Annotated in this window: 14 protein-coding genes; 13 read left to right on the top strand and 1 reads right to left on the bottom strand. The window is 63.5% G+C overall.

Going from position 1 to position 15986, the window contains the following annotated elements:
* The first annotated feature begins 433 nt into the window (after positions 1 to 433).
* Complete coding sequence (locus tag H4W01_RS07750) at positions 434 to 1441, top strand: Hint domain-containing protein (protein WP_209610564.1); 1008 nt, start codon at positions 434 to 436, stop codon at positions 1439 to 1441.
* Between the two features lie 76 nt (positions 1442 to 1517).
* The gene (locus tag H4W01_RS07755; protein ID WP_209610565.1) at positions 1518 to 3341 is read left to right on the top strand and encodes a tetratricopeptide repeat-containing sulfotransferase family protein; all 1824 of its coding nucleotides are present in this window, start codon (positions 1518 to 1520) and stop codon (positions 3339 to 3341) included.
* Between the two features lie 252 nt (positions 3342 to 3593).
* Here the strand turns inward: H4W01_RS07755 and H4W01_RS07760 are convergent, their stop codons facing one another.
* Positions 3594 to 5537 (bottom strand): substrate-binding domain-containing protein, encoded by a 1944-nt coding sequence (locus H4W01_RS07760; protein WP_209610566.1) that lies wholly within the window; start codon positions 5535 to 5537, stop codon positions 3594 to 3596.
* A gap of 588 nt (positions 5538 to 6125) precedes the next feature.
* Between H4W01_RS07760 and H4W01_RS07765 the strand changes: the two genes are divergently transcribed.
* Genes H4W01_RS07765 through H4W01_RS07815 form a run of 11 tightly spaced genes read left to right on the top strand, consistent with a single transcriptional unit; the run spans position 6126 to position 15886 of the window.
* Positions 6126 to 7805, top strand: coding sequence for a GspE/PulE family protein (locus H4W01_RS07765; protein ID WP_334685200.1), 1680 nt, complete (start codon positions 6126 to 6128; stop codon positions 7803 to 7805).
* A complete protein-coding gene (locus tag H4W01_RS07770; protein WP_209610568.1) occupies positions 7805 to 9016 on the top strand; it encodes a type II secretion system F family protein in 1212 nt (403 codons plus the stop codon). Before H4W01_RS07765 ends, H4W01_RS07770 begins: the two co-directional genes overlap by 1 nt.
* Before the next feature lie 8 nt (positions 9017 to 9024).
* Entirely contained in the window at positions 9025 to 9459 is a 435-nt protein-coding gene (gene gspG, locus H4W01_RS07775) for a type II secretion system major pseudopilin GspG (protein WP_209610569.1), read from the top strand.
* Positions 9443 to 9880 carry a pilus assembly FimT family protein gene (locus tag H4W01_RS07780; RefSeq protein WP_334685421.1) on the top strand — a complete coding sequence of 146 codons (438 nt, stop codon included), beginning with the start codon at positions 9443 to 9445 and terminating at the stop codon, positions 9878 to 9880. The genes gspG and H4W01_RS07780 overlap by 17 nt, the downstream gene beginning before the upstream one ends.
* Positions 9877 to 10251 (top strand): prepilin-type N-terminal cleavage/methylation domain-containing protein, encoded by a 375-nt coding sequence (locus tag H4W01_RS07785; RefSeq protein ID WP_209610571.1) that lies wholly within the window; start codon positions 9877 to 9879, stop codon positions 10249 to 10251. The genes H4W01_RS07780 and H4W01_RS07785 overlap by 4 nt, the downstream gene beginning before the upstream one ends.
* 4 nt (positions 10252 to 10255) lie before the next feature.
* The gene (locus H4W01_RS07790) at positions 10256 to 10945 is read left to right on the top strand and encodes a prepilin-type N-terminal cleavage/methylation domain-containing protein (protein WP_209610572.1); all 690 of its coding nucleotides are present in this window, start codon (positions 10256 to 10258) and stop codon (positions 10943 to 10945) included.
* Positions 10942 to 11970: a hypothetical protein gene (locus H4W01_RS07795; RefSeq protein ID WP_209610573.1), complete on the top strand. Its 1029-nt coding sequence runs from the start codon at positions 10942 to 10944 to the stop codon at positions 11968 to 11970. Before H4W01_RS07790 ends, H4W01_RS07795 begins: the two co-directional genes overlap by 4 nt.
* Entirely contained in the window at positions 11967 to 12521 is a 555-nt protein-coding gene (gene gspM, locus H4W01_RS07800; protein WP_209610574.1) for a type II secretion system protein GspM, read from the top strand. Before H4W01_RS07795 ends, gspM begins: the two co-directional genes overlap by 4 nt.
* A 10-nt stretch (positions 12522 to 12531) precedes the next feature.
* Positions 12532 to 12990, top strand: a complete 459-nt coding sequence (locus H4W01_RS07805; protein WP_209610575.1) for a hypothetical protein — start codon at positions 12532 to 12534, stop codon at positions 12988 to 12990.
* A gap of 47 nt (positions 12991 to 13037) precedes the next feature.
* Positions 13038 to 15047, top strand: coding sequence for a type II secretion system secretin GspD (gene gspD / locus H4W01_RS07810; RefSeq protein WP_209610576.1), 2010 nt, complete (start codon positions 13038 to 13040; stop codon positions 15045 to 15047).
* Positions 15044 to 15886, top strand: a complete 843-nt coding sequence (locus H4W01_RS07815; protein ID WP_209610577.1) for a general secretion pathway protein GspK — start codon at positions 15044 to 15046, stop codon at positions 15884 to 15886. The genes gspD and H4W01_RS07815 overlap by 4 nt, the downstream gene beginning before the upstream one ends.
* Positions 15887 to 15986: the final 100 nt, after the last annotated feature.

A 15986-nucleotide genomic window follows, 5' to 3' on the forward strand; every position in this document is an offset into this window, starting at 1 on the left:
TATACTATGAGGGAGATTTTATATGGCGACCAATCCGTTCAGTACCGTTCTGTCCCAGCTCAATGGGGCCACCTTCTCCTCTGGCGGGCTTTTGAAAATAGACCCAAACAATTCGCTGATTGTCGGCGATCAAGCGGAAGTGGATGCAGTCGGTTCCAATTCTATAGCAAGCATTGGGACCATTACTGTTACTGATACAAGTTTTGTTCCCGGGGGACGTTCCGGCTATCATGGCAGTGCGTATGAACCACCTCACTTTGGAGCTTTGAAATTTTCAGGGCTCCCTGGAAAACTATTCGTCATAGAAGGGTTTTCGGACAAGGGAATATTACTTATTCCCCCTAGCTATACTACTCAAATTAACTATGCTGTGACAGGATATGGTTATATTCTTAGTCTTAACGGGTTTTCCCCGACGAATTTCGATTTTCCGGTGACGTTCGGCTATGACGCATCGGTCTATCAAGTGGCGGTGTGCTTTGCGGAAGGCACAAGCATCGCGACTGCGACAGGGCAGGTGACGGTCGAAGCGTTGACGATCGGCGACAAAGTGTTGACGGCCTCGGGCGCGGTTCGGCCGGTGAAGTGGATCGGCCAGATGCTCGCGCGTCCGTGGCGCCACGTCCGCCCGGGCGAGGTCAATCCCGTGCGCATCACGGCCCATGCCTTCGGCCCCAACCAGCCCGAGCGTGATCTGCGCGTGTCGCCCGGCCACGCGATCCTCGTCGACGGCGTGCTCGTGCCCGCCGGCCATCTCGTCAATGGCGCGACGATCGTGCAGGAAGAGGTCGAACTGGTCCGCTATTTCCATGTCGAACTCGACAGCCATGATGTGCTGCTGGCCGAGGGGCTGCCGTGCGAATCCTATCTTGACGACGGCAATCGCGCGAGCTTCGCCAACGCCGATGACTTCACGCAGATGCACGGTCGGCTGGACCCCAAGAGCTGGGACGATGCCTGCGCGCCGATGGTGGCGGCGGGGCCGCAATTGCTCGAAATCCAGCAGCGGCTGCACGACCGCGCCGAGCAGCTCGGCTGGACCCGTACCGAGGATGCCGAGCTGACCATCCTCGCCGACGGCACCAGCTTCGCGCCCGTCTATCGCGCGGGCAATCGCTATCAGTTCGCCGTGCCTGCGGCCTCCGAGCTGCGGCTGCGCTCGAACAATGGCGTGCTGTCGCAGGTCGTGCCGGGGCTCGGGGACGGTCGCCGGCTGGGCGTCGCCGTGTCGCGGCTGCTGATCGATGGCGAATCCGTCGCGCTCGAGTCCGACAGCTTCGGTGCGGGCTTCTATCCGGCGGAGCGGCATGACGACCATGGCTGGCGCTGGACCAATGGCGACGCGGCACTGCCGGGCGTAGACGCGCCGACGATGATCGAGGTCGAGCTGGCGATGGTCGTCCCGTCCTGGACCCGACCGCAACTGCGCATAGCGGCCTGACCTGTCTGGCCCGGGCGATCTGCCCGGGCCACTCCTTTGCGAGAAATGGTGTGATTGGGTGATGAAAGCGCAGGAAATGCCGGGGCTCCTGGCCGAGGCTTGCGTGTGTGGCTCGGGCCTCGGTCGTATGTCCTGCTGTGGGCTGGATCTTGCACGGGTCGAGGCAGTTCCACCGGAACACCATGCCGAAGCGCTCACCGCGCTGACGCATGCTTACCATGCCGGGGATCGCGACGCCGCGCATCGGTTGGCGATCGCGGTGCTGGAAGAATCGCCGGGGCAGCGCGACGCGCTCGGTGCCCTGTTCAATATCCTGCGCGATGCCGAGAAGTGGCAGGCTGCCGCATCGGTGGTGCATCGCATGGCCCACATCCACCAGAACGATGCGGTGGTGCGATCGGTCGCGACGACCTATTTTTTGCAGCATGGCGATCTTGCCCATGCCCAATTGCATGGCAGGATGCTGGTCCGCCTGGCCCCCGAAGAGCCGGTGGCGCACGCGCTGATGGGACGCATCTTCCTCGCGATCGATAATGCCTCGGCGGCCGAATATCACTTGCGCCTGGCGGTGCAGCTGTCCGCACCGGAAAAAGCGAATGCGCCCGACCTGCAGGTGGCCATGGCGCAGGCGTTGCGTGACCAGGGGAAATTCGACGAAGCGCGGGCAATCTTCGAAAGCCTGCGGTCCAGAAAGGCGCTCACGTGCGCGATGTTGCTGGAATGGGCCGGGCTGGAAGAGCGGGTGCGGGATTTTTCCACCGCATTCGCTTTGGTCGACGAAGCGAGCGCGCTGGAACCGCGCAACCCCGCAGTGGCCGCAACACGCGCTGGCCTGTATCGTCGCGTCGATCAGCCCGAGCGGGCGCTGGAAGCGCTGGCGTCACCCGCCCGGACGAGTGCGGACGAGTCGGGCGCGCTGTTGCGCAAAGGGCAGATTCTGGATTCGCTTGGTCGCTTCGACGAAGCGTTCGAGTGTTTTTCGATGTACAAGGCGTGGTTGCGCGAGACGAGTGGGCAAAGCTATCAACGCGACGAAGCGAGCACGCTGGTGGCGTCGCTCCGCGATTTCTTCACCGAAGGACGAACGCGGCTGTTGCCGCGCGCCGCCGTTCGGGAAGACAGCCCGCAACCGATCTTCATCATCGGCTTTCCCCGGTCCGGCACGACGCTGGTCGAGCAGACGCTCAGTTCGCACCCCAACATCGCCGCTGGCGACGAACTGCCGATCATCAACGCCATCACGGCACGCGCGCAAATGCTGCTGGGCAGCCCCGCTGCCTATCCGACCGCACTCAGCGAGTTGTGGCTGGGCGACCGTCGGCGCCATGTTGACACCTTGCGCGATCTCTATCTCAACGAGGCGATGCAATTTGGTGCCATCGACCCAAAGCGCCGCTGGTTCACCGACAAGATGCCGCTCAACGAGACGCATCTCGGGCTGATCCATCTTCTCTTTCCGCAATCGCCGATCATCCACCTCGTCCGCCACCCGCTCGACGTGGTGCTCTCGGTGTTCTCCAATGGTCTCACGCACGGCTTTTTCTGCGCCTATGCGCTTGAGACCGCCGCCCAGCATTATGCGCTGATCGCCGATCTGGTCGCCCAGTATCGCGCGGTGATGCCGCTCCGCTATCACGCCGTGCGCTATGAGGATCTCGTGACCGGCCAGGTGCAGGAGGTGCGGTCGATGCTCGACTTTATTGGCGAGCCGTTCGATGCGCAAACGCTGGCATTTCACGAAAATGCGCGCCACGCGCGGACGGCAAGCTATGCGCAGGTGACGGAGAAGCTCTATACGCGATCCCGCTATCGCTATCGCAATTATCGCAAGCAGCTCGAGCCGGTAGTGCCGCTCCTCGAATCGGCGATCAAGCGGCTCGGCTATTTGGTCGACTCTTAACACCTCGACCCTGGCGGCGGATGAGGTCTCCCGAAACCATCCCTTGCGTTGGTTTCGAGCGCGGTCGTAACGTCTGGCACAGCGATGTTGCGGTTTCTCGACCCACGCTCGAAACGAACGGGGCAACGTTAATCATGCCGCTCTGGCGAACGCTGTGCCATACGCTCCGCTGCCTCGGGGCGTGCGCTTTCCAAAGACGATAAAAAGTACGGCCCCGGACATACGTCCGGGGCCGCATAGGAAGTGGACCGGTTAAATGCCGGCTGCCGCCGAACATTTGCCGCTGGCACCGCCTGCCTGGATATTCAAGCCGAGCCCCGAGCCGTTCCCGAGGAACGTTTGGTTGATCGCCGTCCGCCAGTTCGAGGGCAGCGCGCCGATGTTCGACCGGGCGAGCAACCCGTTCGTGCTATCGGTGAAGATGCCCGTGCGGTCAGCGCTGCTCGAATCGAACGTTCTAAAACCGGTGTTCCAGCCGAGCATGTTGAGGATCGCATCGCGGTTGGAGCCGTTGGCATCGGCCTTGTAGCAGCTATAGCCAAGGAACTGCGTCGTCCCCGTGATCGGATAGCCGACACTCGGATCGGCCAGCCCCGTGCCGACATAGAGCACCCCGTACCAGGCGAGCGGGTTGTTGCGCTTTGCCGCACCCGTCGTATCCGTTCCGCCGTTCAGATAGCCCGGGATCGACACGACGCGCGTGTCGGCAGGGCTGGTCGTGTAGTTGCCGGAGGCATTGGATTGCGGCGGCGCAATCGTGCCGAACGCCGTTGTTGCGTCTGCGGCGCTTGGCAGCACCCACGCACCGGAGGTATTATTCTTGAGGGCAGCGGCAAAGAGCCCGGCACCCGTCGGCGATCCGTTCAGGAAGTCAGCACCGATATAGCCGATCTTGCCGTTGAGATCGACGTTGTTCGTGGAGGATGCGGCCGAGAACCACGACGCCGAACGCCAGTCGGGTGCCTTGTTGATCGCCGCCGCAAGCGCGCCGCTGCCATTGGCGACCAGGAAAACCCCGGTGCCGTTGACGACCGGCGTCGAATTGGGGTTGGGATAGGCCGCCGTACCCGCCGCCGCACCCGACGCATCGTTCACCGTTACATAGGTGTTGGTGCTGCGGTTATAATATTGGTTCGAGACGAGATTGACGGTGTTGTTGCTGGCATTGGTGTCGCTGCCCAGGAACCGCAGGCCCGTGTCGGGACGTGCGCTCGTGAAGTCCGGTTGGCCGGACGAAGCCTTGATGTAAGGCAGCGTTTCGGCGTGCTGGGTATAGGCACCGCCGCACTGTGCGGCGACCGCACGCGTGAAGATATCGGTCGTGCCCGAACGATCGAGGCGACCGACCAGACGCACCGGCACGCCGTCGTTGGTCCAGCGCGACGAATCGTCGTTCGGATCGCGCAGGCTCGTGCTGTTATTGTCGGTGGTGAAGTTCGTGTCGTTATAGTTCGTGATGGTCCCGGCGAAGATGCCGCAGAACGTCGTGCGGCTCAAACGCAGGCCACCGACGGCATTGCCATTGATCGTCGTTGGCGAACCGCCGGTCGTGTTGATGTTGAAGGCATAGTCCTGGTTGGTCGAGTTGTTGTGGCCATAGACCGGCGCATAAGCGACGGCGACTGGAAGCACGAACTTCGGGAACACGACCGGCGCACCGCCAGCCGCTGCCGACGGGCCGGTCAGGCCTGCCGTATTGCCGGTGAAGGTCGCGATTTCGGTGAGGGTCGGGGCGTTATCGGCGAAAGCGAACTGGACCGTGCTCCAGTCGCCGAACGGATTTGGGTTCGCCTGCGTTCCGGTGTGCGTGAAGGCCGGAGTCGCACTGACCGCGCCTACTGCGTCCCAGGCGGAACGGCCCTGGCCCGAACCCGAAGCGACATAGCGCGCGGCGAAGCCGGTATTGAGATCCTGCGTCGAGCAGTCGAAAGTGCCGGCGGGGGTGCTGAGGTTGGTTGGTTCGGCAACCGTGGTCGTGGTGCCGGCAGCTGTGGTGGAGCCGATCACGCCGAGCGGCTCAGAGCCACCAACGCAGTTCAGTTCCTGCACGAGCACGTTCTGGATCGACGTGGCACCCGTTCCGTGCAGCTTGAGTTCGCCATCATTCGACGCGGTGATTTGCGCCTGCGCGCCTGACGAGATGATTGCGCAGCTGGCGACGGTCGCCAGGAACAGCGCGGTCTTGAAACGCTTCATGATCGTTCTCCTGTTTGCTTCGTTTGCCGTTCAAGTGCCGGTTGTGATCAGATCGCAGACCGCCCGCCCCCAAAGCGAAGTGCCGGGAGTGGTATCGTTCTGAATCTAAAGATCACGAAGAGCTGCGTCGGTCCTTATGCAAGGACCGGCGGTTCCCGTTCTCAATATATCGGCACGCCTATAGGTCCGGCGATAACCGGAATTTCTGACGTGCCTTCTCAATCCGATGGTGGAGGATTGAGGATGATCGGCCTCGACTCGATCTTTAACCGACCATGAATAGATAGGGTGCTATCGTTACATAATTATTATATAATGAAATTTTCCAAAACATGCACTCAAATATCGCAAAGTATAGAGTAACCAAATCTATGCCAAAGTGGCATAAATGAACTTATACAAATGCAATTATATTGTAGCATTATCTGGGTAATAGCTATCTATAGACCGCCGATCCAGAATTTATCCCAGTAATGGGAGTAATGCACGACCAGAAGGTGGTACATGTCGAGTGATAGCACGGCCCAACCAGAAAATATTGGAAGTTCCTGTGACAAAGTACCGTCAGGTCCGTTGCCGGAGGAGCGGGTGAGCGCGTCGAGGTCGGTGCGAACCTTTGCCGACATGCTCACCGAAAGGTCGCTGCTGCCAGAGGAGGCTCTTCAGCGCGCGCTCATGATCGAGCGCGAGTCGGGCGAGCGCCTGGAAGCGGTCGTCACGCGGTTGGGCATGATCTCGGAGGACCGGCTGGTCTTGGCGATGGCGGACTATCTGGGACTGGCGTCGATCAGCGGTGCCGAGATTCCCGAGCGCGCGGTCAACGGACCCGACCTCTCTTTGGCCTTTCTTCGCGACATGCGCGCGCTGCCGATCGCTGCGGACGACGCGGTTGTCCGCATTGCCGTCGCCAATCCGTTCGACCCGTTCGTGGACCAGGCCTTCGGGTTCATGTTTCACCGGAACGTCGTCCGCGTGGTTGCGCGGGCGAGCGATATCGATGCGGCGATCGAGCGGCTCTATCAGGGACAAGCCATCGCCGGTGACGAGGTGGACGATGTCGTTGACGACGAAGACCTTGAGCGTCTGAAGGACCTGGTCAGCGACGCGCCGGTGATTCGCGCGGTTAATCGCCTGATCGCAACGGCGGTCGACCAGCGCGCCTCCGACATCCATATCGAACCCAGCGACGACGGTCTGTCGATCCGCTTCCGCGTCGACGGCATGCTGCGCAACGCCGGGCGTCTGCCGGTAGCCATGCGCGCCCCCTTGGTGTCGCGAATCAAGGTCGCCGCCCGGCTCAATATTGCCGAGCGGCGCTTGCCCCAAGACGGTCGGATGCGCCTTTCCGTGCGCGGTCACGAAATCGATCTGCGCGTCGCGACGGCACCGTCGATCCACGGCGAAAGCGTGGTCATGCGCATCCTCGATCGATCGAAACTCGCGCTGGATTTCGTAACGCTCGGCTTCGACCCGGCGCTCATCGCGCGGATGCGCGACGCGATTTCGCGGCCCCATGGAATCGTGCTGGTCACCGGCCCCACTGGCAGCGGAAAGACGACCACGCTCTACGCCGCGCTGTCCGAACTCAATGCCGAGTCGCGCAAGCTCCTGACCGTCGAAGACCCGATTGAATACCGCTTGCCGGGCGTGGTCCAGACCCAAGTCAACCCGGCCATCGGCTTCACCTTTGGATCAGCGCTGCGATCGTTCCTGCGCCAGGATCCGGATGTGATGATGGTCGGCGAAATCCGGGATATCGAGACCGCGCAGATCGCGGTTCAGGCGGCGCTCACTGGCCATATGATCCTGTCCACCTTGCATACCAACACCGCAGTGGGTGCGGTGTCACGGCTCCTCGATATGGAGGTCGAGCCGTTCCTGCTGGGCTCGGTGTTGGCGGGGGTACTCGCGCAGCGGCTCGTGCGCCGCCTTTGCCCCGATTGCCGCGAACCCTATGGGCTGGAGGGGGGCATACCCGAAGCCCTTGCGCACCACATCGAAAGCCAGAATATCGTCCGGCTTTTCCATGCCGTGGGCTGCAGCCGATGCGCCGGTAGCGGATATTCGGGCCGGGTCGCGATCCTCGAATTCCTGCGCGTCGATGCCGCGATCTCACGCTTAATCGTCCGCCGGGCGGATACACGCGACATTCTGTCCGCCGCCGAACAGGACGGAATGCGAAGCCTTGCCGCCGATGGCGTTGCGAAGGCTGCCCAAGGCCTGACCACGATCGAAGAGGTTCTGCGCGTGGCGAGCGGGGAAGGGTGATGGCGACCTTTCGCTACCGCGCGCTCCGACCGGACGGCTCCGCGCTGTCAGGCGAGATGGACGCCCCCGATCGCAGCGTTGCTGTGGCAAACCTGCGCCGGACCGGCGCGACGCCGCTCGAACTGGTGATCCTCCCGCCGCGCGCGCCGGGGCGAACCCGGCGGGTTGGCGGCAAGGCACGGGCGGCGGCGGCGACCTGTGTGAGCGAGCTCGCGGTTCTGATCGATGCCGGGTTGCAGCTCGATCGCGCGCTCGCGCTGGCGATTGAAAACGTCGAGGACAAAAGCGTCGCGATCTATTTGGCGGAGATCCTGCGCGATGTGCGCGAAGGCGCGCCTCTTTCACGCGCGATGGCGCAGAAGCCCGACCTTTTCTCCCCCACGGCGATCGCAATGACCGAAGCAGGCGAGGCGAACGGGCGGTTGGGCGAGGCGCTGGCGCGTCTTGCCGCCACGCTCGAACAGGATGCCGCGCTGCGCCGCCTCGTCGGTTCATCGATGATCTATCCCGTCGCGCTACTGGTGATCGCGGTCGGCGTCGTGCTGCTCATGCTGCTCTTCGTGGTGCCGCAGTTCGAAGGCATGTTCGCGAGCACGACCCAGAAACTACCGACCGCCACCGTCGTCGTCATGTCCGCCAGCCGATTGCTGCGCCATTATGGGCTTGCGCTGCTCCTGGCCGTGGGGCTGCTCGGCACTGGTGCCGCCATGGCAATGCGTCAGCCGGTCGTGCGCCTGGCTCGCGATCGCCTCATTCTGTCGCTTCCTTTGCTCGGCGAGCTCGTTCGGCGCATCGATACGGCGCGTTTCGCCCGCACGCTCGGGGCGCTGATCGATGGCGAGGTGGCGTTGCCGGCCGCGCTGATTCTTTCGCGCCGCACGATCTCGAACCAGGTGCTCAGGGCCGCTGTCAGTCGGGTCGCGGACGGGGTTAAGGAAGGGGGCGGCCTCACTGCGCCGCTCGCCGCCTCCGGTGCCCTGCCGCGGCTGGCCATCGGCTTTCTGCGCACGGGCGAGGAGACGTCCCAGCTCGGGATGATGCTTACCCGTCTCGCCGACGTGCTCGATCGCGACATCCGTACCCGCATCGAGACCCTGATCGGCATCCTCACGCCGCTGATCACGGTCGTTCTTGGTGCGACGGTTGCGGGCATCATCGCCTCGATCATGTCGGCGATTCTGGGCTTCAACGACCTCGCACTGACCTCATGAGAAAGGGTATGACCGTCATGGAGAGAAGAAAGCACGAGCGGGAAGCGGGTTTCACGCTCCTCGAGCTGCTGGTGGTGCTCGCCATCCTTGGGTTGCTCGCGGCAATCGTCGGGCCGCAGGTGATCAAGTATCTGGACAACTCCCGATCGCAATCCGCTCGGATCCAGGCGAAGAATGTCGCTGCGGCGATCAACCTCTTCAAGCTCGACGCCGGGCGCTTTCCCACCCAGGAGGAAGGCGTTCAATCGCTGATCAAGCAGCCACCGAACCTGCCGAGTTGGAATGGGCCCTATCTGCCCGAGCAAACCGCCGTCATCGATCCGTGGGGACGCCCCTATCTGCTGCGCATTCCCGGCGAGCATGGCGATGTCGACGTATATTCGTTGGGCTCCGACGGCCAGCCGGGCGGAACGGGCGAGGCCAAGGATGTCGGCAACTATTAAGCCGATCGGGTGCCGCGCCAGCGGAACCTGTGGATTCACGCTGGTCGAGGTGCTCGTGATTGTCGCTATCCTTGCCCTTATGGCAGGCATCGTTTTTCCATCGGTCGAACGGGCGCTGCAGCGACAATCCTTCGTTGATTCCGCGCGTCAGGTTGAGCTCGGCCTGCGCGCGGCGCGGGCGCGCGCCATCGAGAACGGCGCAACGATACGCTTTCTGATCTCAAAAGGCGGCCATCGCTTTGCGTATGACGATCGGCGCGAGCAACTGCCGGATTCCACCACAATCGTGCTTCCCAATGGCGGCATCACGTTCTTCGCCGACGGTAGCGCAGCCGGCGGCGACATCACGGTGACGGACGGGACGTATAGCCAACGGCTCGTCATTCAAAGCGCCGTCGGGCTGATCGAGCGGGTGCGATGAAGCCGGACAGTTCCGAAGCGGGCTTCAGCCTGGTCGAAACGCTGGTCGCGTTCGCGGTGATTGCCGCGATGTCGGGCGTGTATTTCGAGACGGTCATCGCCAACGCGCGCTTTGCCGAGAATGTCACGCGCCGCAGGGAAGCGGTCCTGCTGGCGCAGTCGTTGCTCGCTGCCGCCGCTGCGCCGAATGATTCAAACCGAATGGCCGACAAAGGCGCGACCCAGGGCCTGACCTGGGATGTGATGCGACGGGCCCATGGCGACGGAGCGCGCGACACCGCCGTTCCGCTTGAGGAGGTGCAAATCGTCATCGCGGATCGCGCGACCGGTCGACGATTGACGAGCGTTCGTACCCTGCGTCTGGCGCGCTGATCCGATGTTCCGTCAGTCCCCCCGCACGACCGAGCGATGTGACGCGGGCTTCACGCTGATCGAGATGCTGGTTGGCCTCGCCCTTATGGGTATGGCCGCAGCCTTGCTGCTGTCGGGTTTGCGGATGGCGGGATTTGTCTCGCTTCGAGAACGTGCGAGCGCCACCGGCCTCGACGAGGTCATCGCCGCCCAGCGATTGCTGCGAACGGGACTGGAGCGCCTTCGCCCGATCGCGCGGATCGATCGGGCCGAACCGGTCGTCGAGTTCGGCGGAAACGATGTCCGGCTGACCTATATTGCGCCGCCGGCCGACCGTGAGGCACCCAATGCGTTGCAGCGCTTTCTGCTGATGCGGAACGCAAATGGCGATCTGGTTCTCTACAATACGAGCACCAGGAGGCTCCAGGTCGATCCCAGCGGGCACGATCTGGTCGGTTGGTCGCCGACCACCGTACTGCGCGGAATCTCCCGCCTTTCGATCAGCTATCGCGGTGTTCCAATCACAGGCGGCGACCGAACCTGGCTCACCTTCTGGTGGGACAGGGGTCGACCTCCCGAGCTGATCCGAATCCGCGTTGACTTTCCCGTGGGCGACACTCGGCAGTGGCCCGATTTGCTGATCCGGCCGCGCGCAACGACGACGACGACCTGCCTCATCGATGGATCGACCGGACGCTGCGGAGAGGGGCGTTGAACGCGCGCGTCCTTCTCGATGCCGACATGCAGACGATCGGCCGCTGGCTGGTGCAGGGGTGGCGTTGGTGGCTGCAGGAGCTGCGTTCCTTTGTGCCGGTCCGGCTCCAGCGCTCGCATAAGGGCAATGGCCCCCATCTCCGCTACCAGGCCGGAAAGCTCGTTCCCGTCGCCCGACCGGGCGCGAGCCGCATCCCGGCAGCCCCAAAAGCGGGCGCGCGCGTGATCGTTGTGGTTCCAAACGGGCTTTGCCTTTCGCGCGTGATTACGCGTCCGCCACTCGGCAACCACGACTTGCAGCGGATGATCGCGCTTGAGGCGGACACCCTCTTGCCAATTCCCGCAGGCTCGGCGGTTCTCGCGGGGCGTGCCGCGGGCCCCGCCGCCGTTCCGGGCAAAATCCTGGTCGAGGTCGCAGGGCTTCCGATCGACGAGGCTCGCGCGATCGTGGCGGCGATCGCGGCGGCCGGCATCGTTCCGCTCGCGATCGTCAGCGACCAGACCGCCGGTGATCCGACACCGCTTGATTTCGTTTCCGGCATGCAGGAGCATGGACTTCTTGCGCCGCGGCGAAGCGCCACACCGTTCGTCTGGGCCGCGGTTGCCCTTTTGCTGCTGCTCAACATCGCCGTGTGGATCTGGCGCGATACTGCTCAGGTCGCGCGCTTCGAGCACATCGTCGCGGAGCAGCAGCCTGCGATCACGATCGCGCAGACGATCATGCGTCGCACGGACCAGGACCGGCGTATCATCGGGCAATCGCGATCTTTGCGCCGTTCTCACGATCCTTTGCGCATCATGATCGATGTCGGTGCCGCCTTGCCGACGGGGGCGTGGCTGCAGCGCTACGTTTGGGATGGCGCGACGATCCGTCTCGTTGGGTACCGTCCGGCGAAGATGGACGTGGCCACGGCGCTGCGTCGATCGGCGCGGTTTGTCGAGGTTCGCGCCACTTCGGACGAAACCCAGGCCGCGCTGCCGATCGGCGAGCCGTTCGACATCAGCGCAAAGGTGGCACCGCGATGATGCGGCCGACCTCACCCCGCGAACAGCGGTTGATCGCCCTCCTGATCCTGTTCGCGATCCTGGCTGGCGTCTATTATCTGGCGATCGCTCCCATCGTCGCCGGATTCAGCGCGCGCGAAGACAGGCGCGATCAACTGGCTTTGACCTACCTCCACAACCTTCGCACCGTCTCGGCGATCCCGAGCTTGCGCCGCGAGGCCGAACGCCAGCGCTCGGCGGCGGGCTCGTTCGTCCTCAGCGCGCCGAATGTCGAGGGCGGGCGCGAGTGGCTCAAGGATCGGTTGCAACGAACAATCGAAGGGAGCGGCGGCGAATTTCGCGAAGACAAGGACGCAGAGGGGCGCGCGGGTTGGGCACGCGCCCGAGCCTCGGCCCGCGTGACCTTACCCCAGCTTACCGCCGCGCTGTCGGACCTGCAGAGCCAGCCGCCCTGGGTCATCATCGAGTCGGTGACGGTCACCGCGACCGACGCAGTGGTGACTGGCCAGTCCTCAACCATGGATGTTGAAATTGAAGCTTCGGTTCCCCTTCGCACTTCCGCCGCTCGATAGGTCGTCCGGCGTGCCGCTCCTGCTGGCGGTGCCGCTGTGCGCGGCGCTCGTTTTCCAGGCGGTCGCCGGCAACGAACTCGTGCTGCCGCAGGCGGGTCCCGTCCGCGGGAAGCCGTTTGCCAATCCGGCCGAGGTTCAACCCGATCCCGTGACCTCCGTCAGGCCGATCCTCGCGCGCAATATGTTCGCCCCGGCGGCAGCGCCGACCAAGGCCGGCGATGCGGGACAGGGGCCGCTCGGTGCCTACTCGGTTGTCGGTTCGATCGAAATCGGACGGACGCCGTTCGCGATCGTTCAGGCCCCCGGCCTCCGCACTCTGCAGGTGAGGACGGGCGCGAGGTTCGGCGGCTGGAGAATTCGTTCGATCGCGCGCGACGAAGTGCAGCTCGCGCGCGGTGCCGAGCGGCTGAGCGTGCGGTTCGGGCCGACAGGACCCGTTGCCATTTCAGCACCCCAGGAGAGAGAATAGTGACCAGAGCAAGACAACAACTCCTGGCGGGGGCGGCGGTTTTGGCCATGGCCACATCCGGTTGTGCCGATCGCGTGCCGCCTCAGCCGATCGCGGTGCCACAGCCCCCGGCGATCGTGGCAGACGCGGAGCGGGCCGAACCGCAAGTCCGCTCGACCATCATCGCTGGGGACGTGCCGCCCCCGACGCTCGCGGCCCCCAAGCCGCAATCGCGCAAGCCGGGCAATATCAGTGTCAACCTTCCAAAGGCGGACATTCGGACGGTGGCAGCGTCGGTTCGGGAAGTGACCGGGGTTCCCATCGAGGTTGATCCCGCCGTCAACGGCCAGGTCTCTTTGGTGACCCCTGGCGATGTCGCGCGTTCGGACATCATCCCCCTGTTCGAGACGGCGTTGCGCGCAGCCAACCTGGCGCTGGTACCGGCCGGCAATGGCTATCTGGTGCGCACCGTTGCGGCTGCTCAATCCCCGGTCGAGCCCGAGGCGGTTGGCTTCGGCACCGAGGTGATCACCCTCCAGTTCATCAATGCCGATGAGGTGAAGAAGGTGCTCGACGGTGCCCTGCCTGGCGTCGTCACCGCCGTCGACGCCCCGGGCCACCGCGTGACGATCGCGGGTACTACCGGTCAACGCAGCAGTGCGCGCGACCTCCTGAAACAGTTCGACGTCAATTGGCTGCGTCGCATGAGCTTCGCGCTGTTCGTACCCGAACGTACCGACGCGCGCCTCATTGTCCCCGACCTCGAAAAGCTCATCAACGCCGACAATGCCCCGACTCGCGGCCTTGTTCGGCTGATCACGATGGAGCGGCTCAATGGCATCCTCGCGGTGAGTGCTCAGGGCCAGTATCTTGAAGATGTCCGTCGCTGGATCGAGGTTCTGGACCGCGAAGGAGAAAGCTCGCAGCGCCGCATCTACGTCTATCGCGTTCAGAACGGGCGCGCGCGCGACCTCGCGCACACGTTAAATCAGACCTTTGGCAATAGCGACGGTCGCGATGGCACGGAAAATGGCGACCCGTTCGCCACCTCGGAACAGACCGGCGGAGGAGCACAATCAACCAAGTCGCAGGTCCCGGCAAACGGGCAACCGGCGCGAAACGCCCCCGGTGCGCCAACCCCGGCGACCTCCGAACGGACGCAGGAGACCTCCGGCGGCAAAATCACCGCCGATGAAGTCAATAACGCGATTGTCGTTCGCGCGACCCCGCGCGATTATGCCGAGATTGAGGACGCCCTGCGAAAATTGGACATTCCTCCGTACCAGGTGATGATCGAAGCCGCGATCACCGAGGTTACGCTCACCGATACGCTGCGTTACGGCGTGCAATGGAACTGGCTGACCGGGCAAAGCAATTTCCGCATCACCGATGGCACGACGATGCCCACCGGACCGACAAAGGAGGGCTTCTCCTATTTCCTTGCCGGGAACAGCATTTCGGCCGCATTGAACGCGCTCGAGCAACGAACCAATGTGAAGGTCGTGTCGGCGCCCAAGCTGATCACGCTCAACAATCAGACCGCAGCCCTTCAGGTCGGCGACCAGGTGCCGATCGCGTCGGGGAGCGCCGTCAGCATTCAGAACCCCAATGCGCCGATCGTCAACTCGATCGAGTATCGCGACACTGGTGTGATCCTAAAGGTCACCCCGCGTGTCAACGCTGGCGGGTTGGTGCTGCTCGACATCTCGCAGGAGGTGAGCGACGTCAACCCGAACGGACCCACCGGTGGCGGCACGGCGACACCTTCGTCCCCGACGATCTCGACGCGAAAAATCTCGACATCGGTAGCCGTCCAGGATGGTCAGGTGATCGCGCTCGGAGGCCTGTTCCGGGACTCCAAAACCTTCGGGAAAAATGGCCTGCCGTTGCTGTCGCGTATCCCGGTCGTCGGCGCACTGTTCGGCAATCACAACAATACCCAAAACCGCACGGAGCTGATCGTGCTTCTGAAGCCGCATGTCATTCGCACGCCCGATGACGGCCGAGCCGTCACCGAGGAATTGCGTTCGAAGCTGCGGACGCTCGAGCCGTTTCGAACTGCGGGAAAAATACCGTGAAGCCGCGGGAAGAGGGATATGCCCTGGTCGCCGCGGTCGCCAGCATTGCGGTCTTCTCGACCATGGCGCTCATCGTTCTTTCGGCGGTCCGGATGAGCCTTGCCGATGTCGGTGCCGAGCAGGCGCAAATGCGGGCGGTGGCGGCAGCCGATGCCGGAATCGCCTTCAGCCTCAGCAGGCTGCTGGCGAATGACGCGACGGAGCGCTGGTCTCCGGATGGCCGCACGCGCACGATGCGGTTCGCCGATGCGGATTTGCGGATCGCGATCGAAGACGAACGGGGCAAGGTTCCGCTGGGCCGCCTGAATGAGCAGCAGGCATCGAAGTTGCTCGAACAGGCCGGATTGAGCGGTGACCGTCTTCTGATCGCCCGAGACTCGCTGCTTGACTGGATTGATGACGATTCCGAAAAGCGCCCATTCGGCGCGGAGGCACCGTATTACAGAGCCGTCGGCATCTTCCCGGCGGGGGGGCGCATCGCATCGGTCGAGGAACTGGCGCTCGTTCGCGGTTTCGATGCGACCACGATCGAACGCATTCGCCCCTATGTGACGACCTATACCCTCCAGGCCGGCTTCGACCGGGAATATGCAGATCCCCGCGCGCTTACGGTCATGGACCAAGGTGCCGAGGGCGGCACCGCTGCGATCAACCGCGCACGGGATCTCTCCGGCCAGCGAACCCAGATCGCCTTTGCAAACACGTCCAAGCGCGTTGACCGCCCCATCACGATCAGGGTGGATGCCGTGCAGCCCGGCGGCGGCCGCGCCACCCGGGCCATGGTCGTCGAACTCACGAACGCAAAGGACCGACCGTATATTGTGAGGGCCTATGAATAATGCGGTTCACGAAGAAGTTCTCGCATCAGCCGCTTGCTCGGGTCGGCACCGTCACGCTCCCGCTGCCTCACCGTATTGTGGCACCCTGAGGAGTTGATGC

Source organism: Sphingomonas sp. PL20 (assembly GCF_017875905.1).
Lineage (GTDB): Bacteria > Pseudomonadota > Alphaproteobacteria > Sphingomonadales > Sphingomonadaceae > Sphingomonas > Sphingomonas echinoides.

Bases quoted from the DNA above. Each gene is read 5' to 3' on its own strand.
- gspG (WP_209610569.1), top strand. From the start codon at position 9,025: ATGACCGTCATGGAGAGAAGAAAGCACGAGCGGGAAGCGGGTTTCACG.
- H4W01_RS07785 (WP_209610571.1), top strand. From the start codon at position 9,877: ATGAAGCCGGACAGTTCCGAAGCGGGCTTCAGCCTGGTCGAAACGCTG.
- gspD (WP_209610576.1), top strand. From the start codon at position 13,038: ATGGCCACATCCGGTTGTGCCGATCGCGTGCCGCCTCAGCCGATCGCG.
- H4W01_RS07780 (WP_334685421.1), top strand. From the start codon at position 9,443: ATGTCGGCAACTATTAAGCCGATCGGGTGCCGCGCCAGCGGAACCTGT.
- gspM (WP_209610574.1), top strand. From the start codon at position 11,967: ATGATGCGGCCGACCTCACCCCGCGAACAGCGGTTGATCGCCCTCCTG.
- H4W01_RS07790 (WP_209610572.1), top strand. From the start codon at position 10,256: ATGTTCCGTCAGTCCCCCCGCACGACCGAGCGATGTGACGCGGGCTTC.
- H4W01_RS07760 (WP_209610566.1), bottom strand. From the start codon at position 5,537: ATGAAGCGTTTCAAGACCGCGCTGTTCCTGGCGACCGTCGCCAGCTGC.
- H4W01_RS07770 (WP_209610568.1), top strand. From the start codon at position 7,805: ATGGCGACCTTTCGCTACCGCGCGCTCCGACCGGACGGCTCCGCGCTG.
- H4W01_RS07755 (WP_209610565.1), top strand. From the start codon at position 1,518: ATGCCGGGGCTCCTGGCCGAGGCTTGCGTGTGTGGCTCGGGCCTCGGT.